We start from the raw sequence: 16,091 nt of genomic DNA, 5'->3' as shown, positions 1-16,091 counted from the left end.
CCGGGGGCCGGGAGCGGCGCGTGCCGGCGACCGACCCCAAGGAGGAGACGTGACGCACGACCCGGTCGACCGAAGATCGCTGAGCCGGAGAACCGTCCTGGCGACCATGGGAGCCCTGCCGGTCCTCGCGGCCACGCCGCCGGCCGTCGAACCCGGCGCGACCGTCATCGCGTCGCCGTGGAACCCCCCGCCCACATGGTCGAGACCTTCGTACGAAGCAGCCGAGGTGCAGGGCGCCTCCACCGCCGACGGCGCCGACATCGTCCAGTACGACGACTGGGACGGCGCCAACCAGCAAGGGCAACTCGTACGGGTCGGCTGACGGACGATGCCCGCCACGCGGACGTCGTCCGGCGGACCGACCACAACCCCGTAGGGAACGAGAGTCGAGATGGCTGATTTATCGCGCAGGCAAGTGTTGAGATTCGGCGCGGCCGGAGCCGGCGCCGCGATGTTGCCGTTGCAGTGGACGGCCGCCGCCCGGGCCGGCTCGGTGCCCCCTCCCCAGGTGAGCGCCGCCAACGACCTGGCCCTGTGGTACGACGAGAGCGCCGGCACGGACTGGCTGCGGGCGCTCCCGATCGGCAACGGCCGCCTGGGCGCCATGGTGTTCGGCAACGTCGACACCGAGCGGTTGCAGCTCAACGAGGACACCGTCTGGGCCGGGGGCCCGTACGACCAGAGCAACCCCCGGGGCGCGGCGGCGCTGGGGCAGATCCGGCAGTTGGTCTTCCAGAACCAGTGGAGCCAGGCCCAGACACTGATCGACCAGAACCTGCGGGGAAACCCGGTGGGCCAGCTGGCCTACCAGACCGTCGGCAATCTACGGCTCGGCCTCGGCAGCGCCGCCGGTGTCTCGGAGTACAACCGCTACCTCGACCTGACCACCGCCACCACGGTCGTGTCCTACCTGCAGAACGGCGTGCGGTACCGGCGCGAGGCGCTCGCGAGCGCGCCGGACCAGGTGATCGCCGTCCGCCTGACCGCCGACCGGCCGGGCTCGATCACGTTCTCCGCGACGTTCGACAGCCCGCAGCGGACGACGCGCTCCAGCCCGGACGCGACCACGGTCGCACTCGACGGCGTCTCGGGCGACATGGAAGGGGTGGCCGGCTCGGTGCGGTTCCTGGCGCTGGCCCGGGCCGTCGCCGACGGCGGCAGCGTCACCAGCTCCGGCGGCACCCTCCAGGTCAGGGCCGCGAACAGCGTGACGCTGCTGGTCTCCATCGGCTCCAGCTACGTGAACTTCCAGAATGTCGGCGGCGACTACCAGGGCATCGCGCGGCGCCATCTCGACGCGGCCACCGGCCGGGCCTACGACGACCTGCGTGGCCGGCACGTCACCGACTACCAGCGCCTGTTCGGGCGCACGACGCTCGACCTCGGCCGCACCGCGGCGGCCGACCAGCCGACCGACGTGCGGATCGCCCAGCACGCGAACACCGATGACCCGCAGTTCTCGGCGCTGCTGTTCCAGTTCGGCCGCTACCTGCTGATCAGTTCCTCCCGTCCAGGCACCCAGCCCGCCAACCTGCAGGGCATCTGGAACGATTCGCTGACGCCGGCCTGGGACTCGAAGTACACCATCAACGCCAACCTGCCGATGAACTACTGGCCCGCCGACACGACGAACCTGCCGGAGTGCTACGAGCCGGTGTTCAAGATGCTCGGCGAGCTGGCGGTCAGCGGCGCCCGGACGGCCCGTGTGCAGTACGGCGCCGGCGGCTGGGTGACCCACCACAACACCGACGCGTGGCGGGGGACGTCGGTCGTCGACGGCGCGTTCTGGGGCATGTGGCAGACCGGCGGCGCGTGGCTGGCCACCCTCGTCTGGGACCACTACACCTTCACCGGCGACCTGGAGTTCCTCCGGCAGTACTACCCGGCCATGAAAGGCGCCGCGCAGTTCTTCCTCGAGACCCTCGTGGAGGAGCCGAACCTCCGGTATCTGGTCACGAACCCGTCGAACTCCCCGGAACTGGCCCACCACGCGGGCGTCAGCGTCTGCGCCGGCCCCACGATGGACAACCAGATCCTGCGTGACCTGTTCAACGGCTGCGCCCAGGCCGGCCAGGCGCTCGGCGTGGACGCCGACTTCCGGGCGCGGGTCCTGGCCGCCCGCGACCGGCTCCCGCCGATGACGACCGGCTCGCGCGGCAACATCCAGGAGTGGCTGTACGACTGGGTGGAGACCGAGCCCGCCCACCGGCACGTCTCCCACCTGTACGGCCTGCATCCCAGCAACCAGATCACCAAACGCGGCACTCCGGGGCTGTACACCGCCGCGCGGCGCACCCTCGAACTGCGCGGGGACGACGGGACCGGCTGGTCACTGGCCTGGAAGATCAACTACTGGGCGCGGATGGAGGAGGGCGGCCGGGCGCACGCGCTGCTCCGCCTCCTGGTGCGGACGGACCGGCTGGCGCCGAACATGTTCGACCTGCATCCCCCGTTCCAGATCGACGGCAACTTCGGCGCCACGGCCGGCATCGCCGAGATGCTGCTGCACAGCCACAACGGCGAGCTGCACGTGCTGCCGGCGCTGCCGCCGGCCTGGCCGAACGGCAAGGTGCTGGGTCTCCGGGGGCGCGGCGGCCACACCGTGGACATCACGTGGAGCTCCGGCGGGGCCACCGAGGTCCTCATCAGGTTCGACCGCGACGGGACGGTCAAGGTGCGCGGCCGCATGTTCACCGGAACCTTCCAGGTGGCCGACGCCGCGACCGGCGGCACCGTCAGCGTCACCAGACCCGAGTCCGACGTCATCGCGCTGACCGGCCAAGCCGGGCGCACGTACCGCATGACCGCGTCCGGCACGCCGGCGAGCCACGTGCGGATCACGAACGTCACCACCGGTCTGGTGCTGGACAGCGGCGGCACCGTCGCCTCCGGCTCGGTCGTCAAGCAGTGGAGCTACGACGGCAGTGCCAACCTGCAGTGGCAGCTGGTGGACCTGGGCGGTGGCTGGTACCGCATCGTCAACCGCGCCAACGGCATGGTGATCGACAGCTGGGGCAACTCCGCCAACGGCGCCAGTGCCCGGCAGGCGGCTTGGAGCGGCGGCGCCAACCAGCAGTGGCGCCTCAACAGCACGGGCAACGGCCGCAACCAGATCATCAACCGGGGCACCGGCACCGCGCTGGACGGCATGGGCAACAGCACCGCCGGGTCCACCGTGGCCATGTGGGCGCCGAACAACAGCACCAACAACCAGTGGACGATCACGGGCGTGTGACGGCCGCCGACAACCTTGTCGAGCCACGCCCGGCCGTTGCGGCCGGGCGTGGCTCACCCTCCCTCGGTCTCCCCACCGGAGCCGAGGGAGGGTCGCACAGGGGGTTCGGTCAGCGGGTCGAGCCGGTCCGGGCCAGTCGGCCCAGGCGCCGGGGCGACCCGTCGGTGAGGCTCACGCGGTGTTCGGGGTGTAGGTCCACTTCTGGTTGGCGCCGCCCCAGCAGCTGTACAGCTGCAGCCCCGTACCGTTGCCGGTGCCGGCGCCGACGGCGTCGAGGCACAGCCCGGACTGTACGCCCACGATCGTGCCGTCGGAGTTGACGCGCCACTTCTGGTTGTCGCCACCCCAGCAGGAGTAGATCTGGATCTTGGCGCCGTTGCCTGTGCCCCCGGCGTCCAGGCACTTGTCGCCGTACTTCAGCTCCCCGGCCGTGGTCTGCGTCCACCGCTGGTTGCTCTGGCCGTTGCAGTCCCACAGGTGCACCGCGGTGCCGTCGGTGGTGCTGGCGTTGGGCACGTCCACGCAGCGGCCGGAGGCCGTGCTCTTGATCTCTCCGGCGCCGCCCGGGCCGGGCGTCGGCGTCGTGCTGCCGCCGTTGAGCGCGTTGAGCACCGAGGTGTAGGCGGGCTTCTTGTTGCCGTTGCCGTCGAAGAGCAGCGGGGCGGCGCCGGCGCCGAGCCAGGAGTCGCTGTCGCGAACCCCCCAGACCGTGATGCCGGTACAGCGCGGCACCGCCAGGCAGTCGTTGACGACGTTGGCGTACGTGGTGGCCGAGCCGCCCTGGATGTCCAGCTCGGTGATCTGCACGTCGACCCCCAGCGCGGCGAAGCTCTGGATGGTCGTGCGGTAGTTGCTGTTGTAGGGGCTGTTGCTGTTGAAGTGCGACTGCAGGCCGACGCAGTCGATCGGCACACCGCGGGCCTTGAAGTCCCTGACCATGTTGTAGACGCCCTGCGTCTTGGCCCAGCTCCAGTTGTCGATGTTGTAGTCGTTGTAGCACAGCTTGGCGGCCGGGTCGGCGGCGCGCGCGGTGCGGAAGGCCACCTCGATCCAGTCGTTGCCGGTGCGCTGGAGGTTGGAGTCACGCCGGCCGCCGGAGTTGCCGTCGGCGAAGGCCTCGTTGACCACGTCCCAGGCGTAGATCTTGCCCTTGTAGTGCCCCATGACGCCGTTGATGTGGTTGATCATCGCCTGGCGCAGCGAGCTGCCCTCCATCGACCGCATCCAGTTCGGCTGCTGGTTGTGCCAGGCCAGGGTGTGCCCGCGCACCCGCTTGCCGTTCTGCACAGCCCAGTTGTAGACCCGGTCCCCGGCGGAGAAGTTGAACTGCCCCGGGTTGGGCTCGGTGGCGTCGATCTTCATCTCGTTCTCGGCCGTCACCATGTTGAACTCGCGATTGGCGATCGTCGTGTAGGTGGAGTCGCCGAGCCTGCCCGCGGCGATGGCGGTGCCGAAGTAGCGGCCGCTCTGCGCGGCGGCCGCGCCGAGCGTGCTCTCCGCGGCATCGGCCGGGATCGCCGTCGCCAGTGCCGTGATCAGGCCGAGCGCGCCGAGCGCACCGGCGACCAGCGCCCGGCGGCCCGCGTCGAGCGGCCGCCTGGCGGTAGGTGGGGACATGGCGTTGAGACGCATGCTTGAGCCTCCGTATGCGAATCATGGGGAAAGGATCATGCGGGACACACCCGCGGGACCGATGCCGCGTCCAGGTGGGGACGCACACCACAGGCGTCGGGACGGCAGTCCCCCTGCTGAGCACCACCGAGCCGGTAAGGGAGATCACCTCGGGCACTCAGTGTGGGAATCTCGCCGAAAGTTGTCAAGGATTCAGTGAAAACTTTCGGCGACGCATGCTGCTATCTGCACCGGTTGTCCTGGCTGAATACGCGACCTGTGCCGTTGAAAGTTTCGGCCGGGCCCGCCGGGTGGCGGGTGCATGAAAGTTTCACGGCGACGCTCTCGCTGATCGACGGCGGCCGGACTCGAAAGTTCGAGGTGAGCACACCCGGCGGCTGCCTCCTCCGGTCGCCGCAATCTACGGCGCTCTTGACAGTACCTTTCTGCCTCGTGTTTGCTCCGTCCCGCCACCACCTCCACCGGCCCGAGGGACCTCGACCAGGCCAGCGGTTTGTTAGCGCTAACAGCGGAGAGGCGAACCAATGAAGCGAAGCGAACCCCCCACGCGGTACGCGGGCATCGGAGCCGCGCTGACGGCTCTGATCACGGCGGTGGCCACTGCTCTGACCATGTTCCTCACGGCTGCGCCGGGAGCGTCGGCGGCGGTCCTGACCGAAGTGACGAGCTTCGGCGCCAACCCCGGCGGTCTGCGGATGTACCTCTACGTCCCGGACACGGTGGCGCCCCGCCCGGGAGTCCTGGTGGCGATGCACGGCTGCAACGGCTGGGCCACGGGCTTCCACCAGGGCACCGAGTTCGCCTCTCTGGCCGACCGGTACGGCTTCATCGTCATCTACCCGCAGGCGAACAAGAGCGCCAACGGCCTGTCGAACTGCTTCGACGTGTGGTCGAACGAGGCCCTGCGCCACGGTGGCGGCAGCGACCCGGTGTCGATCGTCTCCATGACGGCCTACGTGCTGCAACGCTACAACGGCGACCCGGAGCGGGTGTTCGCCACCGGCTTCTCCTCCGGCGCCATGGAGACCAACAACCTGCTCGCCACGTACCCGGACGTGTTCAAGGCCGGCGCGCCGTTCGCGGGGGTTCCCTACGGTTGCCTCGGCCCCGCCGGGTGCGGCGACAAGACACCGCAGCAGTGGGGTGACCTGGTCAGGAACGCCTACCCCGGCTACACCGGGCCCCGCCCGCGCGTGATGGCCTGGCACGGCACCGCCGACTCCGTGCTGCCGTACACGATGCTGCAGGAGGAGGTCGACCAGTGGACCAACGTGCACGGGCTGGGCCAGACCCCGGCCTCCACCGACAGCCCGCAGTCCGGATGGACCCGGCGAGTCTTCGGCTCCGGGCAGGTCGAGGCGTACACCATCACCGGAGCCGGCCACGACCTGCCGCGAGCGGGGATGGCCGCGCACGCCATCCGCTTCTTCGGACTGGACGGCGGCTCGTCCACCACGACGCCGACGCCACCACCCGGGGGGCAGATCAAGGGAGTCGGCTCCGGGCGTTGCCTGGACGTGCCCGGCGCCGCCACCGCCGACGGCACCGCGGTGCAGTTGTGGGACTGCAACGGGCGCGGCAACCAGCAGTGGGCCGCCACCTCGGCCGGTGAGCTCAGGGTCTACGGCGACAAGTGCCTCGACGCGGCCGGCACCGGCAACGGCGCCGGCATCCAGATCTACTCCTGCCACGGCGGCGCCAACCAGAAATGGCGCCTGAACGCCGACGGCACCATCACCGGCGTGCAGTCCGGCCTGTGCCTGGACGCCGTGGGCCAGAGCACCGCCAACGGCACCCGGCTCCAGCTCTACTCCTGCCACGGGGGCGCCAACCAGCGCTGGACCCGCACCTGACACACCGCGCCCGCACCCCCATGTCCGCCCGGCTCCGGAAGGTGACCATGAAAGTCGCATCCCCCCTCCAGTTCGGCGTCATGGCGAGGCTGGGCGTCATGGCACGGCGCGGTGTGCCGGCGATCCTTGCGCTGCTCTGCGCCGTGATGGTGATCCCGGGCACGGCCAGGGCGGACAACCCGATCGTCCAGACGATCTACACCGCCGACCCGGCGCCACTGGTGCACGACGGCCGCGTCTACCTCTACACGGGACACGACGAGGACGGCTCGACGTACTTCACCATGAAGGAGTGGCGGGTCTGGTCGTCCGCCGACATGGTGAACTGGACCGACCACGGCTCGCCGATGAGCGTGGCCACCTTCAGCTGGGCGAGCGCGGACGCGTGGGCGGGCCAGGCCGTCCACCGGAACGGCAAGTTCTACTGGTACGTCCCGGTGAAGGACCGGGCGAGCGGCCAGATGGCCATCGGCGTCGGGGTCTCCAACAGCCCCACCGGGCCCTTCACGGATGCCATCGGCCGCCCTCTCGTCAGGAACGGAGAGATCGACCCGACGGTCTTCATCGACGACAACGGGCAGGCCTACCTGTACTGGGGCAACCCCAACCTCTGGTACGTCAGGCTCAACGCCGACATGATCTCGTACTCCGGCAGCCCCAGCCAGATCCCGCTCACCACCGCGGGCTTCGGCACCCGCACCGGCGACACCAGCCGGCCGACCCTGTACGAGGAGGGTCCCTGGGTCTACAAGCGCAACGGCCTCTACTACAACGTCTTCGCCGCGAAATGCTGCTCGGAGTTCATCGGCTATTCGACGGCCCCCGGCCCCACCGGCCCCTGGACCTACCGCGGGACGGTCATGCCCACGCAGGGCAGCAGCTTCACCAACCACCCCGGCGTCATCGACTTCAACGGCGGATCGTACTTCTTCTACCACAACGGCGCCCTGCCGGGCGGGGGCGGCTTCACCCGCTCGGTGGCCGTCGAGAAGTTCACCTACAACGCCGACGGCACCATCCCCACGATCAACATGACCACGGCCGGAGCGCCCCAGGTGGGCACGTTGAACCCCTACGTCCGCCAGGAGGCCGAGACGATCGCCTGGGAGTCCGGCGTGGAGACCGAACCCGCCGGCGAGGGCGGCATGAACGTCGGGTGGATCGAGAACGGCGACTACGTCAAGGTCAAGGGCGTCGCCTTCGGCTCCGGCGCGACGTCCTTCAGCGCGCGGGTGGCCTCGGCGACCAGCGGTGGCCGGATCGAGCTCCGCCTGGACGGCGTCAACGGCACGCTGGCGGGGACGTGCACCGTGCCGGGCACCGGCGGCTGGCAGACGTGGACGACGGTCACCTGCCCGGTGAACGGCGCGACAGGCACCCATGACCTGTACTTCAGGTACACCGGCGGCAGCGGCAACCTGTTCAACGTGAACTGGTGGCAGTTCACCGGCGGCACCGGCGGGAATCTGCTGGCCAACGGCGACATGGAGAGCGGCACCACGGCCTGGGGCACGTCCGGCGGAACCCTGTCGTCCGTCACCGACCCGGTGCACGGAGGCGCGCGGGCGCTGTCCATCGCCGGGCGCACGGCGTCATGGAACGGCACCACCCAGGACGTGACCGCCAAGCTCACCAACGGCAGGAGCTACACCACCAGCGTCTGGGTGCGGTCGCAGAGCGGCACGCCCAGCGCGAAGGCGACCCTGGCGCTCACCGCCGGCGGTACGACGAGCTACCTCCAGCTCACGCCGGCGACGCCGGTGAACTCCGGCGGCTGGACCCGGCTCACCGGCACGGCGACGGTGTCGTGGAGCGGGACGCTTACCGGCGCCACCTTCTACGTCGAGACGGCGGCGGGCACCGACGGCTTCTCCATCGACGACGCTTCGTTCCAGTAGCCAGAGCCGGCTGTCCCGCACGTGGCGCTCCGGCACGACCACCCGCGCCGCTCCCGCCGGACATGGGAGCAGCGCACGATCTGTCAGTCCAGACGCATCGGAATCGGCACCATGATCGGAGTTACGTGATGTCCAGGCACCGCTCCCTTTTCGGAGCGATCGCGGTCGCGGCACTTCTCGTACTGGCCACGAGTCGTGTGGCGATGAGCAGCGACGCCGGCAGCGCGGCGGCGCCCGCCGGCGCCCTCGCGACGACCGCCGGATGCGGCAAGACCCCGACGTTGAGGAGCGGCACGCAGTCGATCCAGACCAGCGGCAAGAACCGCTCCTTCATCCTCCGGCTGCCCGACAACTACCAGAACAACACCCCCTACCGGTTGATCTTCGGCTTCCACTGGCGGGGCGGCACCGCGACCGACGTCGACTCCGGCGGAACCAGCGGGTACCCCTGGTCCTTCTACGGACTCAGGCAGCTGTCGAACAACGGCGCGATCTTCGTCGCTCCCCAGGGCTTCAACAACGGCTGGGCGAACGCCAACGGCGAGGACGTCACCTTCGTCGACGACATGATCCGGCTCATCGAGGCGGATCTCTGCGTCGACACCTCGCAGCGCTTCGCCACCGGCTTCAGCTACGGCGGCGGGATGAGCTTCTCGCTCGCGTGCTCGCGGGCGACGGTCTTCCGCGCGGTCGCGGTCTTCTCCGGCGCGCAGCTCAGCGGGTGCAGCGGCGGGACTCAGCCCATCGCGTACATGGGGCTGCACGGCATCGGGGACACGGTGCTCAACATCTCGCAGGGACGGTCGTTGCGTGACAGGTTCGTCCGCAACAACGGTTGTACCGCGCAGAACCCTCCCGAGCCGAGCTCGGGGAGCCGGAGCCACATCGTCACCACCTACTCGGGGTGCCGGGACGGCTATCCGGTCGTCTGGGCCGCATTCGACAACGGTCACATGCCCGGTCCGGTGGACGGGACGTACGCCGAGAGCGGCGTCACGACCTGGACCAAGGCAGAGGTGTGGAAGTTCTTCTCCCAGTTCGCGAGCTCCCCGTCGCCGAGTCCGACGCCCACCCCCACTCCCACCCCGGGAACCGGTGCGTGCACGGCCACGATGGAGACCGTGAACTCCTGGTCCGGCGGCTTCCAGTCCACTGTCACGGTCCGCGCCGGCGACGGCGCCGTGAACGGCTGGACGGTCGGCTGGACGTGGCCGGGCGGGCAGACGATCAGCAGCCTGTGGAACGGCGTGCGGTCCGGCTCCGGAGCCGGCGTGACCGTCCGCAACGAGGCCTACAACGGCTCCATCGCGGCCGGCGGCAGCACCACGTTCGGCTTCACTGCCAACGGCGCCGCGGCCACACCTGCCCTCTCCTGCGCCGTCTCCTGATCCGGTGCCGTCATATGAGGAGGAGTCAGATGCGTAAGGTCATCCGATGGATGCTGGCGGTGTTACTGGCCGCCGGTTCCCTGGTCGCGACCGGCGGTGCGTCGTCGCCGGCCGTCGCGCTGGAAAACGGGCTCGCCCGGACGCCGCAGATGGGGTGGAACGACTGGAACACCTTCTTCTGTAACGTGAACGAGAGTCTCATCCGGCAGACCGCGGACGCCATGGTCTCCAGCGGCATGGCGGCGGCGGGCTACACGTACGTCAACATCGACGACTGCTGGTCCACCATGAGCCGCAACGCCAACGGGGATCTGGTGGCGGACCCGCAGAAGTTCCCCAGCGGCATCAAGGCCCTGGCGGACTACGTCCATGCCAGAGGGCTGAAGCTCGGCATCTACTCCTCGGCGGGGACCACCACGTGCGCGGGGTACCCGGCCAGCCTGGGCTACGAGCAGCGCGACGCCGCCCTGTGGGCGTCCTGGGGGATCGACTATCTGAAGTACGACAACTGCGGCGATCATCAGGGCAGGAGCGGGCAGCAGCGTTACACCGCCATGCGTGACGCGCTGGCCGCCACCGGGCGCCCGATCGTGTACAGCCTGTGCAACTGGGGCCAGGAGAACGTGTGGACCTGGGGGATGCCGGTGGGCAACTCCTGGCGCACGACGGGCGACATCGCGGCGAACTGGAACTCCATCATGGGCATCCTGGACCAGCAGGTCGGGCTCGAAGCGTACTCGGGGCCGGGAGGCTGGAACGACCCCGACATGCTGGAGGTGGGCGTCGGCGCGCTGACCGCGACCGAGGGACGGGCGCACTTCAGCCTGTGGTCGCTGCTGAACGCTCCGCTCATCGCGGGCAACGACATCCGGTCGATGAGCGCCGAGACCCGGTCCATCCTGACGAACACCGAGGTCATCGCGGTCAACCAGGACTGGGGCGGCAGGCAGGGCCACAAGATCAGCGACAACGGGAACCTGGAGGTGTGGCGCAAGCCGATGTCCAACGGCTCGGTCGCGGTCGTCCTGCTCAACCGCGGCACCTCGGCCGCGACGGTCTCCACCACCGCCTCGGCCCTGGGCCTGGGCTCGGTGTCCTCCTACTCGGTGCGCGACCTGTGGGCGCACACGACGTCCTCCTCGTCCGGGACGATCAGCGCGTCGGTGCCCGGGCACGGTGCGGCCATGTACATCGTCACCGGCGGAGGCATCACGCCGACTCCCACGGGAGCGATCAAGGGTGTCGGCTCGGGCCGGTGCCTGGACGTCACCGGCGCCTCGCAGGCCAACGGCGCGCAGGCGCAGATCTGGGACTGCAACGGCCAGGCCAACCAGCAGTGGACGTCCACCGCGAGCGGTGAGCTGCGGGTCTACGGGAACAAGTGCCTGGACGTCTACGACGGCGGCACCGCCGACGGCACCCAGGTGATCATCTGGGACTGCAACGGGCAGTCCAACCAGCAGTGGCGCCTCAACACCGACGGCACCATCACCGCCGTCGGCGCCGGCAAGTGCCTGGACGTGCCGAACAACGCCACCGCCAACGGCACCAAGCTGATCGTCTGGTCCTGCAACGGCGGCGCCAACCAGCGTTGGACCCGCACCTGAGGGCCGTCACGAGACACACCTTCGCCGGCGGCGGTCCTCCGCCCCGGCGAAGGTGGCCGCTGCTCGGCCGGCGGCGCCGAGGCCGGGGGCGCCGCGGTCGGGGGCGCCGCGGTCGGGCCGGTCGGATGGATCACTGCCTGGCCCCTGCCGGGAGGTCGTCCGGGGTGACGGTGGTGGTGTCCGTGCGATGTTGCCTCCCGGCCCAGGGCTACGGGGCGGACCGGTGCTGCGATGCGGCGCTGTGATCGGCCACCGCCAGCAGACGCCGCCCGGCGTGCTCGGGCCGGACGTTGGGGGTGCCGGCCGTCATGGTGCCGTCCGGCCGGCGGGTGGACGAGGTGAGCGCGTCCTCGTCGATCGTGATGCCCAGGCCCGCGGAGTTCCCGAGGACGAACGCGCCGTCCTCGACGGTCAGGTCGACGGACACGCCGAGCGGTGGCCGCAGGTCCTGCAGTTCGCTGATCATGTGGTTCGGTACGGAGGTCGCGGCGTGCAGGAGCCCGAGCGGGGTGGTGCCGATCGGGCTGACCGGCAGGTCGTGGGCGTGCGCCAGAGCGGATACCCGCAGGAAATGGGTGATTCCCCAGACGGCTGCCGTCTGGACGATGTCGACGGCCCCCGCGGCCAGCAGCGGCCGATACTGTTCGAGCCCGGTGAGGTTCTCACCCGTGGCGACCGAGGCGCGGACCCCGCGGCTGACGACGGCCAGGCCTTCGGCGTCCCATCGCCGGACCGGCTCTTCGATCCAGACCAGGTCCAGGGTGCGTTCGAGCTCGCAGACGTGCCGGACCGCCTGTTTGCGGGTCCAGGCTTCGTTCACGTCGAGTATCAGGCCCGGCCGCGATCCGTGCGCGGCCTCGGTCAGAACCTCTCGTATCAGCGTCAGCCGGTGCCGGTCGCGTTCGATGTCGAGGCCGCCCTTGAGCTTGGCCGCCCGCAGTCCGTGCCTGGCGTAGACCTGGTAGAGGGAGACGAGTTCCTCGTCGGTCAGGCCGATGTCCAGGCCGGAGGCGTAGGCGGGGACCCGCCTGTCGCGACCGCCCAGCAGGCGCCACAGCGGTTCGCCGGCTGCCTGCGCCTTGATGTCCCACAGGGCGGTGTCGAGTGCGCCGATCGTCCCGAACACGGCGCCCGCGTGGCCGGCCTTGAAGGTCTGCCGCAACATGCGGTCGTAGAGCGCGGTGACGCCGCGCGGGTCCTCGCCTTCGATGGCGGCGAAAATGGTGTCGAGGTGCGTGTGCGGCCCGAGGCCGACGCCGGTGATCCCCTCGTCGGTGTCCACCATGATGATCGGGACCGGCACGTTGCCGTCGGCGTAGACGCCGTTGGCATCACCGACGGGCCGGCCCCATTCATGCATCGTCGTCAACGTGCGATACCCCGAGATCCGCATGTCAGCCCTTCGTGGAGCCGGCGGTGACACCGTCGGCGATCTGACGCTGAAGGAAGAGATAGAGCAACAGGACGGGTATCGCGGCGATCAGGACTCCTGAGGCGAACTGGGGGATGTGGTCCGAGTATTGTCCGCGCAGCGAGGTGACCCCGACCATGAGGGTGCGATGCTCCGGCGACGGCATCATCAGCAGGGCGATGAGCACGTCGTTCCAGCAGAACAGGGCATCGAGGATGCCGACCGACAGCAGGGCCGGAGCACCGAGCGGGATCATGATCCGCCGGTAGACGCCGTAGGTGGTGTTCCCGTCGATCCGGGCCGCGTGGACGATCTCCACGGGGATGGTCCGGTAGTGGCTCGTCATCAGGAAGATGGTGAACGGGAGGAACTGCGCGACGTAGGCCAGGATCAGTCCCGGGTAGGTGTCGATGAGGCCGCTGTCCGCCATGATCCGGGCCAACGGCACCATGATCACCTGGAACGGGATGAACAGCGCCGCCAGACAGCCCAGGAACAGCGCGGTGGAGCCGCGGAAGCGCAGCTGACTCAGCGCGAAGCCGGCCATCGACCCGAAGAGCAGCAGCAGGACCACCGAGACCGTCACCACGACGAGCGAGTTGGCGAAGTAGCGCGCCATGCCGACGCTGTTCCACGCCGCGGCGATGTTCTCCAGGTGCAGGGAGGTCGTGGGGGAGAAGCGGTCGAGGATGTACTCCCGCCGGGTCTTCATGGCGACGTTGGCGGTGAACACGAGGGGATAGACGGTCGCCAGCGCGAGGAGCGCCATCGGGACGGCGACCATCCACCGGCCCAGGCGCTTGCCGGGCATCAGTCTTCCCTCCCCGCGCGGCGGAGCACGCTCACCTGGAGGATCCCGACCACGAGCATGATGAGGAACAGCACCGTCGACGCGGCCGAGGCGAGTGCCGGGCGGTTCATCCGTCCCTGCTGGATCCAGACGTAGAACTCCGGCAGGTACGTCGAACCTTCCGGGCCGCCGCTGGTCATGACGTACAGCAGGCCGAACATGGACGTCAGCATTCCGATCATGGTCGTGACGAAGACGAACTGGATGGTGCGGGACAGACCCGGGATGATGACATGCCAGATGATCCGGGGCAGCGACGCGCCGTCGATCCGGGCGGCGTCCAGGAGCGCGGCGTCCAGGGTGGAGAACCCGGCGAGGAACACCACCAGGGCCATCCCGAACGTCGCCCAGACGTGCACGCCGATGACGGTGAACATGGCGACGCCCGGGTCGCCGAGCCAGTCGACGGGGCCGAGGCCGATCGATCCCAGGGCGGCGTTCAACGGGCCGTCGAAGCCGAGCATCAGGTTGAAGATCGCGCCGACGATCACCGGTGAGAGCACGGCCGGGAAGAAGTAGACGCCGCGGAAGACCCGGTGCCCGGGCACCCGCAGGTAGATGAACGTCGCCAGCAGGCCGGGGATCGCCACCGCAACGGGAAGCAGGGCCACCAGCAGGCCGACGTTGCGCAGTGCGATGCGGAACAGCGGATCGTCGAGCAGTTGCGCGTAGTTGTCGAAGCCGACAGCGGTCCCGTTACGCTCGCCGTCGCCCGTGAAGGAGAAGTTGACGCCCAGCAGCAGCGGCCACAACCGCAGCACCACGATGATCAGTACGGCCGGAGCCACCAGAACGAAGGGCGCGAGACGCTCGGCCCGCGCCCCGCGGGGGGTCCTTCCGGCGCCGCTGTGACGCCCCGGCCGCTCGAACCTCGCTCCTGGGGTCCGCTCCGCCGCGGCCGAGCGGACCCCAGGTGACGAACCTCTCATCGGCACGCGATCAGCTCGCCTTGTCCGAAGCGGCCAGTTGCTTCACCGCTTCATCGACGTTCACCGACCCGCTCAGGAGCTGCTGGGACAGCCTGCCCATCAGGTCGAGGGTCTTGGAGGACAAGGCGACATGCAGTGCGGGCTTGCCGTCCTTGATCTGGGGCACGATCGCGGCCACGGCGGGAGCGCCCTGCGACACGTCGATCGTGGTGTCGGAGGTGATCGCGCCCGCGCCGGTGTAGAAGGCGGTCAGCGCGCCGGTCGAGGTCAGCGATCGCACCAGGTCGGCGGCCAGTTTGGGATCCTTGGTCGTCTTGGCGACCCCGTAACCGATGCCTCCGTCGTAGGGGAGGACGGGCGTGGCTCCGCTGGTGACCGCCGGCGCGGTCATGACGCCGACCTGGTCGGCGCCCAGGAATTCGCCGAAGTCCTTCCAGTGCCCGATATCCGACATCAGCCCGATGATGTTGGCGGCCTTACCGGTGTTGAAGACCGCGAACGCGTCGTTGAAGAGCGCGGTGGAGTTGGCGCCGTCGTTGTTCAGGCCGTCATCGTTGACCTTCTTCCACAGGCTGAAGATCTCCTTCACGTGAGGAGAGGTCCAGTCGCGTTTTCCGGCGATCCAGTCGTCGTACTCCTTGGGCGTCAGGATGCCCGGCCCGAGGCCCGACATGAAGAACTGGATCCCGAAGCCTTCCTTGTTGCCGAGGGCAAAACACTTGGCGCCGGCCGACTTCTTGATGGCGGCGCAGCCGCTGACGAACTCGTCCCACGTCTTCGGCGGGTTCGCCGGATCCTGCCCCGCCTTCTGATAGATCGACTTGTTGTAGTAGATCGGATGGCCCTGCAGGGTCACCGGGGCGGCATAGATCGTGCCGTCCTTGCTGAAGGCGTCCCAGCCCGCCAGCCGCTGCTTGTCCTCGGCCACGTACTGGTCCAGCGGCAGGAGCCCGTCGACCCGGTCGCGGATCTGCCCGCCGCCGTTGAACAGCATGACGTCGGGGCCCTTGCCCGACTGGGTGGCCGCGCCCAACAGGGTGTAGTACTGATCGAACGGCTGGGCCACGAACTCGACGGTGACATCGGGATGCTTGGCGGCGAAGTCGGCCTTCGCCTTCTCGATGTAGGCGGTCACGCCCGGTTCGCCGGATTTCCAGTCCCACACCACGATCTTGCTCTTGGACTCCCCGGGGGAGGACTGCGTCGGTGCGGCGCTTCCGCATCCGGTCACGGCCAGCCCCGTGGCAAGGACGACTGACCAGAGTGTTCGCTGCTTCATAGCTCTTCA

Annotated in this window: 11 protein-coding genes; 6 read left to right on the top strand and 5 right to left on the bottom strand. The window is 69.3% G+C overall.

All coding sequences use genetic code 11. From position 1 onward, the window contains the following. The first annotated feature begins 49 nt into the window (after positions 1-49). A complete protein-coding gene (locus ACBJ59_RS56055; RefSeq protein WP_375118164.1) occupies positions 50-322 on the top strand; it encodes a hypothetical protein in 273 nt (90 codons plus the stop codon). Positions 323-415: 93 nt separating this feature from the next. After that, entirely contained in the window at positions 416-3,235 is a 2,820-nt protein-coding gene (locus ACBJ59_RS56050; RefSeq protein WP_375118163.1) for a glycoside hydrolase N-terminal domain-containing protein, read from the top strand. A 171-nt stretch (positions 3,236-3,406) separates the two neighbouring features. Here the strand turns inward: ACBJ59_RS56050 and ACBJ59_RS56045 are convergent, their stop codons facing one another. After that, on the bottom strand, positions 3,407-4,867 hold the full coding sequence (locus ACBJ59_RS56045) for an endo-1,4-beta-xylanase (protein WP_375118162.1): 1,461 nt from the start codon (positions 4,865-4,867) through the stop codon (positions 3,407-3,409). Between the two features lie 524 nt (positions 4,868-5,391). Here ACBJ59_RS56045 and ACBJ59_RS56040 point away from each other — a divergent pair. The 4 genes from ACBJ59_RS56040 to ACBJ59_RS56025 all read left to right on the top strand — a co-directional run bounded on the left by ACBJ59_RS56040 (position 5,392) and on the right by ACBJ59_RS56025 (position 11,613). Further along, complete coding sequence (locus ACBJ59_RS56040; RefSeq protein ID WP_375118161.1) at positions 5,392-6,720, top strand: PHB depolymerase family esterase; 1,329 nt, start codon at positions 5,392-5,394, stop codon at positions 6,718-6,720. 47 nt (positions 6,721-6,767) lie between these two features. Continuing rightward, positions 6,768-8,618 (top strand): family 43 glycosylhydrolase, encoded by a 1,851-nt coding sequence (locus ACBJ59_RS56035; protein WP_375118160.1) that lies wholly within the window; start codon positions 6,768-6,770, stop codon positions 8,616-8,618. Between the two features lie 203 nt (positions 8,619-8,821). Next, positions 8,822-10,006 (top strand): cellulose binding domain-containing protein, encoded by a 1,185-nt coding sequence (locus ACBJ59_RS56030; RefSeq protein ID WP_375118159.1) that lies wholly within the window; start codon positions 8,822-8,824, stop codon positions 10,004-10,006. Positions 10,007-10,035: 29 nt separating this feature from the next. Further along, positions 10,036-11,613, top strand: a complete 1,578-nt coding sequence (locus ACBJ59_RS56025) for a lectin (RefSeq protein WP_375118158.1) — start codon at positions 10,036-10,038, stop codon at positions 11,611-11,613. A gap of 208 nt (positions 11,614-11,821) precedes the next feature. Here the strand turns inward: ACBJ59_RS56025 and ACBJ59_RS56020 are convergent, their stop codons facing one another. The 4 genes from ACBJ59_RS56020 to ACBJ59_RS56005 all read right to left on the bottom strand — a co-directional run bounded on the left by ACBJ59_RS56020 (position 11,822) and on the right by ACBJ59_RS56005 (position 16,082). Beyond that, positions 11,822-12,973 carry a mandelate racemase/muconate lactonizing enzyme family protein gene (locus tag ACBJ59_RS56020; protein ID WP_375118157.1) on the bottom strand — a complete coding sequence of 384 codons (1,152 nt, stop codon included), beginning with the start codon at positions 12,971-12,973 and terminating at the stop codon, positions 11,822-11,824. A gap of 34 nt (positions 12,974-13,007) precedes the next feature. Next, positions 13,008-13,835 carry a carbohydrate ABC transporter permease gene (locus ACBJ59_RS56015; RefSeq protein WP_375118156.1) on the bottom strand — a complete coding sequence of 276 codons (828 nt, stop codon included), beginning with the start codon at positions 13,833-13,835 and terminating at the stop codon, positions 13,008-13,010. Further along, positions 13,835-14,662 carry a carbohydrate ABC transporter permease gene (locus ACBJ59_RS56010; protein ID WP_375118155.1) on the bottom strand — a complete coding sequence of 276 codons (828 nt, stop codon included), beginning with the start codon at positions 14,660-14,662 and terminating at the stop codon, positions 13,835-13,837. The genes ACBJ59_RS56015 and ACBJ59_RS56010 overlap by 1 nt, the downstream gene beginning before the upstream one ends. Before the next feature lie 151 nt (positions 14,663-14,813). Beyond that, positions 14,814-16,082 (bottom strand): ABC transporter substrate-binding protein, encoded by a 1,269-nt coding sequence (locus ACBJ59_RS56005; protein WP_375118154.1) that lies wholly within the window; start codon positions 16,080-16,082, stop codon positions 14,814-14,816. Positions 16,083-16,091 lie beyond the last annotated feature (9 nt).

It is taken from the genome of Nonomuraea sp. MTCD27 (assembly GCF_041950495.1).
Lineage (GTDB): Bacteria > Actinomycetota > Actinomycetes > Streptosporangiales > Streptosporangiaceae > Nonomuraea.
Note: the sequence above shows the minus strand (reverse complement) of the source record. Positions and strands in the feature narration are given on the sequence as shown.